The sequence below is a fragment of the Candidatus Hoaglandella endobia genome, assembly GCF_900044015.1.
In the GTDB taxonomy this organism is placed as follows: domain Bacteria; phylum Pseudomonadota; class Gammaproteobacteria; order Enterobacterales; family Enterobacteriaceae; genus Hoaglandella; species Hoaglandella endobia.
On sequence record NZ_LN999837.1, the window covers coordinates 1 to 5248 of the forward strand.

Here is a 5248-nt window from a genome sequence, read left to right on the forward strand (position 1 = left end):
TAGGTGCCTGTCGTCAGGGAGTTCTGTTCCTGACCTCAGAACGCAAAAAAACCTGATAGCACCATCCTGGCAGACACTCTATCAGGTCTTTGCGAATTTATGCGATTGGCAATATTCAAGAAGGATATTAGCAGCATGAAAACAAGCAATCAAGTGTTGAAATACACTTTCACCCGCCACACTGCCATAAGTGCAGGAAGTGGTGGATAAAAAAACTTCAATTTCTTCTGCGCAAATCGTTGCGCCAGCGTTTCTTTCGCGTAGCTATGTCAATAATCCTCACCCGTGCTATCAGCCGCCTAAAGCCGATATGAAGCCCCCGCGTATCATTGATGCGATGCGCAAATCAGCACGGGAAAATCCTCCCTCGAAACATCCGCTATGGCGGACGGCGCCGCGTTTTCATGCCATTACCCATGGATTATTGTGGACGGAGCGGGCGATGAATCTGCATCGTCGTCGGGCGGTGGATGCGATTATGGAGTGTCTGGCGGCGCATGTGAATCTGGTCACCAGTAAGGTCTTTATGACGCTGGGGCAGATTTCAGATGCCTGTGGTCTGACAACCTATAACCGTCATGGTCAGCCTTGTTACAGCCGTGCCAGTCGTGCTATCAATGAACATATCGAAGCGATAGGGGCTGTTCATTGTGAACGTGTCTGGGACGAAACCTCCGGCTCCTATATTCCAAACATTATCTGGGTAACGGAGTTATTCTTTGTGCTGATTGGTTATGAGTACGGCAAATACCTGGCGGCGCAGCAACAGCAACTGGCCTGGGAAAATCATAAGCGGCGCGAAACAGGAGAAGGCCCGATTAGCCTGACGGAAGCGCGTCGTCGGGCTAAAACCCAACATATCAAACGGGCATTTGAAATGCGAACTCAGAAACAAGCTCATCGCAAGCAGGTGCGTCGGGCTCTTAAGCTAGCGGCGCTGGATAAACAGGAAGCCCAGAACGCTATCTTAAAAGACCTGGTGAAGCTTTACAGTAAAGATGAGCTTGTGGCAATGGAGCATGTTCAACTTAAGCGGCTGGTTGAGCAACGTTATCACGTTATGCGCAAACTGGCTACGGCTCCGCCCCCCAGCTAAATAACTTCCTTATAACTTCCTTCTTTCTTATGCGCTTAGCTTAACGGCGTATGATTACTCATGCCTTAATCCCTTCAACCGACGATTCTCTCGTCCATTATCAGCATTTGTTCCCATTTTATGTTTTCTTGTTGCCTTGAATTTATATTTCAGTGTGACTTTGTCACGTTATCCACTTATAAATGCAAGAGGAAATAAACAGTAGATGCACTTTCAGTCATAGATGCAATATTACTTATATCAAGATAAACAATACAGAAAAAACATTAAACGAAATAAAAATTATTAAGAAGATATAACTTACTAAGTTACAGAGATATTGTAAATATAGATCTTGTAAAGAAGTGAATAAATTTCATCAATTAAATGACAGCATATATCTCTTATTCTCTTAGAGACCTACTTTAAACCAACCAGATCAAGTTAAATATATTTTGGATATTACCATTTTGCTCTCTCTATAAGAGAGACTCTCTATTTTTTAACCTAAATTAGTACCATTACATTGGATATTACAATGAAACTGTTGAAACAGTAAAATAACTTAAGTTAAGTGTTGAATAATTTATTGGCTTTACTGATAACAGTATTTGTGTGTGATGAAGCAATTGATGTTTTTTCTGCTAAAACTGCTTTTTTATGTGCAGACTCATTGATCAGATCTCCATTAATGGCACCGATTAAAGCTCTAACCTGAATGTCAGTGTCATTTTTAGTTATCAGTGAAGCGTATTCTGATTCTGTGATTGATATCCATGCACTCCATCCATTATTAGGTAATAGTTGGTCACGTACTCGTTTTTGCCATGCAACAATTTCTTTTGCTTTTTCGTTAGTTATCTGAGAGATATTGTAGTCTGGTGAAAGAACTCCAATAACTTTTGCCAGTGTTGATAACGATGTGGGTTTTGCAATAAGAGAGGCCACCAGTAAGGGTAAACGCTCATCAATTTGTTTCAGACTAAATCCAGAAAGAAGAACACTTTTTATTGCTGCGCTTTTTTTGCCCTGTCCCAGGTGATCAAGAAGTTTAATAGCAGCTGCTTGTTCATCTTTGTCTATGTTAAGATAGAAATAATATTTTTTTGTCTTATTCATTGGTGTTTACCTATTTCAGCCAGTGCCTTTACAAGAGCAAGCTGTGGTGTCTCTAGCTTTTTTATTTTAGTTTTGAATGTACTCCAGTGTGCGTTAAATGCTGTATAAAGATACTCAGCTCCACCACCTGTTAAATAGATTCGATGAAATCCACGGTAATTTTGTTCGACGTGTTGAATGACTTTTTCTATCAATCTATTCCGAGAGATTTCGAACGCAGTCTTCACAGTGGCTATGTATTCAACATTGTTAATCAAGGGGAAAATATTGACATCATTTCCAGCCATCATTTCCCTGATGATCGTATCTGCTACATAATAATTACTTAATGTATCAGCTTTTAATAGCGCATCTTGTACATGCCTGATCACTAAACTTACACCTGTTCCGGCATCGCTAGAGATCTTTGCAATACTGTCAAACTGACCTTCTATTACGCCGCAATCTAGCGTAGTACCACCTAAATCGACAACTAATGATTGCTCTAATGGATGAACATTATCTATCTGTAGTGCTGAGACCACTGCTGGAACCGATTCAGGGTAGACACGGATTTTTCCAAAAGTAAAAACTTGCCTTTTGTTCAAGCTGATAGAGCGTTGCAGATTGCTGATCTTACGTTGGATATTAAAAGTATTTTCTTGTGCGTCATGATTGGTGTAATACTCACTAATTGGCAATGTGACCCATAGCTCAATTTCCTGAGGTGTAATACCGGAAAGTTGTAATGCATGATGTACTGAAAGTAGATTTTCTGTACGGTATTGAAAATCAATATTAGTGGTTGGTATGACCTCAGCTGAGGCTTTAGAAAAGCTATATTTTAGTCCATCAACTTCATAGTTATAAATTGGATCAGAAGCAAACCCTACTGGTTTCCACCCTTCGGTGAAGGTGTTTTGACTAATCAATGTTTTTGGCTCATGATGCTGTTTATCATACCAGCATAGTTTGATTGCGGTAGAGCCATCATCACAAAACACTTTTATCATTACTACTTACCCCTTTGTTTGGGGTGATTAAATCATATTGCAACTGATATTGCACACCATTATGTGTATTTCAACGTTATTTGATTTTAACACACCTGTAAAGGTGTTATTATTTCGTTATGAAAGTCAGTCGTTGTTGCCGTCAAACCGCATATTGCTGGAAATAACAAATCGTTTCAATAAGTATTGATTGATGGATTGGCCGTATCATCTGACCTTGTTCTCGGGGAGAAGGGTTAAAAAATCACACCATAAACCAGAAAGATAATTCATTAATACTTGAAACGTCACTAAGTGACCATATATGAATGGTGTGAGGGTTAGTTTTCATTAAATGTAAATGCATGTTAAAGGAGGATAATATGGCCTATCGTTCTTTCTCACTTATCCCGACATTAAGTAATAATCTGCTTTCTGACCGTTTTACGCAGATGGATAATCTGTTTAGTCGTCTGACAGGTGAAAAACCCTTGGGTGAGACGCCAGCCTATAATCTGCTGCAAAAAGATAAAGAGCATTATGAAATGACGGTTAGCGTACCTGGTTATAAGCAGGATGAACTGGATATTTCGGTACTCAATAACCAGTTAACCATTAGCGGCAAACCAAAGGTTGAGGAAACCGACGCTACCGAAGAAAAAGACGGAATCAAATGGCTGCATCAGGGCATCATGAGAAGAAGTGATTTTTCCTTGAGTTTTAGCCTTGAGCATCGGATAACTATCCATCAAGCTAATCTGGAGAAGGGATTATTAACACTGAAATTTACCTACGATATTCCCGAAAAAGAGAAACCGCAGAAGATTGCCATCGGCGGTCAAAATGAATCCGGGCGCGTGCTCGAACACAATGCCGCTTAAACTTATTAAACTTAACGCCCCTGATTGGGGCGTTTTTGCTAATTCTTTGCCGCTTTTATGTATGGCGGTGATAGCCGATTACCCCTCGCTGATTTCGCCAACCGCCGTAGTGCCAGATAGGTGAGAGGTGGCGGCAACCAACCGTGCGTGCGTATGGTGGCTTTCCTGAAGCCTGTCCCTCTATCCCTATTGGCCCAATTATTCCGCTTTGTTTGATAAGTCGTCGGGTTGATAAAGATGGACATCCATCTGCGGAAAAGGCATGCCAATTTTGTTGGCATCGAGCGCACGTTTAAAATTTTCCATGAGATCAAAGTATACGTTCCAGTATTCAGCATTGGCAGTCCAAGAGCGAGTGATAAAATTCAGCGAGGAAGGTGCCATGTCTTTCAGACGCACAGTCACCCCTTTTTCATGTATGATACGTTTGTCGGCGGCGATCACATCGCCCAGCACTTTCTTCACCATGTCGATATCGGCGTGGTACGCTACACCAATCTCAATGTCTACTCGACGGTTCGGCTCGCGGGAGTAGTTGATGATGTTGCCGGCAATGATTTTGCCATTAGGTACCACGATTGTTTTGTTATCTGGGGTACGTAAGGTAGTAGTGAATATATGCACCTGATCAACTATGCCTATTACACCGCACAGATCGACATATTCCCCCAATCTCAGGGGACGAAAGATCACTAGCAGTACGCCAGCAGCAAAGTTAGATAGCGACCCCTGAAGCGACAATGCTACTGCCAAACCAGCGGCACCCAACACGGCGATTACAGAAGAAGTCTGTACACCGAGGCTTCCTAGCACAGCAATTAAGGTAAATGCGCGCAAGACGTAGCGCACAATTGCAGACAGGAAGTCCGCTACTGTGGCGTCGATACCGCGCAGCTTTATTACGCGATTTAGTGCATTGCCGATCATTCTGGCGACGATAGAACCGATGAGCAGGATAACGATAGCTGTGACGATATTCACCGCATACTGAATAAACAGCCCTTGATTTTTTACCAACCAGGTGCCAGCACCATTGATACCGTCTACTACATTTACATTCAAATCTTCCATTCGTTTCCTCCTATCGCATTCAGGAATGCCGCTATCCAGTTCAAGCTAGTATAGTTGCTGATGCTTAATGCTTAGCTTATATAATGACTTGATCATAAAGTATTTCTTGTTGATATTTTTGAGGCTAGGTA

The 5248-nt window shown here is 41.7% G+C and carries 5 protein-coding genes; 2 read left to right on the forward strand and 3 right to left on the reverse strand.

Translation table 11 applies throughout. The features are described 5' to 3' along the window. Positions 1-202: 202 nt before the first annotated feature. Positions 203-1096: a plasmid replication initiator RepA gene (repA, locus tag A4A70_RS02820; RefSeq protein WP_231908303.1), complete on the forward strand. Its 894-nt coding sequence runs from the start codon at positions 203-205 to the stop codon at positions 1094-1096. 549 nt (positions 1097-1645) lie between these two features. On the opposite strand, the gene A4A70_RS02825 is transcribed toward repA, so the two are convergent. Both A4A70_RS02825 and parM read right to left on the reverse strand, forming a co-directional pair. Next, a complete protein-coding gene (locus A4A70_RS02825; protein ID WP_067568337.1) occupies positions 1646-2194 on the reverse strand; it encodes a plasmid partitioning/stability family protein in 549 nt (182 codons plus the stop codon). Continuing rightward, entirely contained in the window at positions 2191-3186 is a 996-nt protein-coding gene (parM, locus tag A4A70_RS02830; protein ID WP_067568339.1) for a plasmid segregation protein ParM domain-containing protein, read from the reverse strand. Before parM ends, A4A70_RS02825 begins: the two co-directional genes overlap by 4 nt. Positions 3187-3548: 362 nt before the next feature. Here parM and A4A70_RS02835 point away from each other — a divergent pair, with 362 nt between their 5' ends. Next, the gene (locus A4A70_RS02835) at positions 3549-4046 is read left to right on the forward strand and encodes an Hsp20 family protein (RefSeq protein ID WP_067568341.1); all 498 of its coding nucleotides are present in this window, start codon (positions 3549-3551) and stop codon (positions 4044-4046) included. A 198-nt stretch (positions 4047-4244) separates the two neighbouring features. Here the strand turns inward: A4A70_RS02835 and mscS are convergent, their stop codons facing one another. Then, positions 4245-5117, reverse strand: coding sequence for a small-conductance mechanosensitive channel MscS (gene mscS / locus A4A70_RS02840; protein WP_067568343.1), 873 nt, complete (start codon positions 5115-5117; stop codon positions 4245-4247). Positions 5118-5248 lie beyond the last annotated feature (131 nt).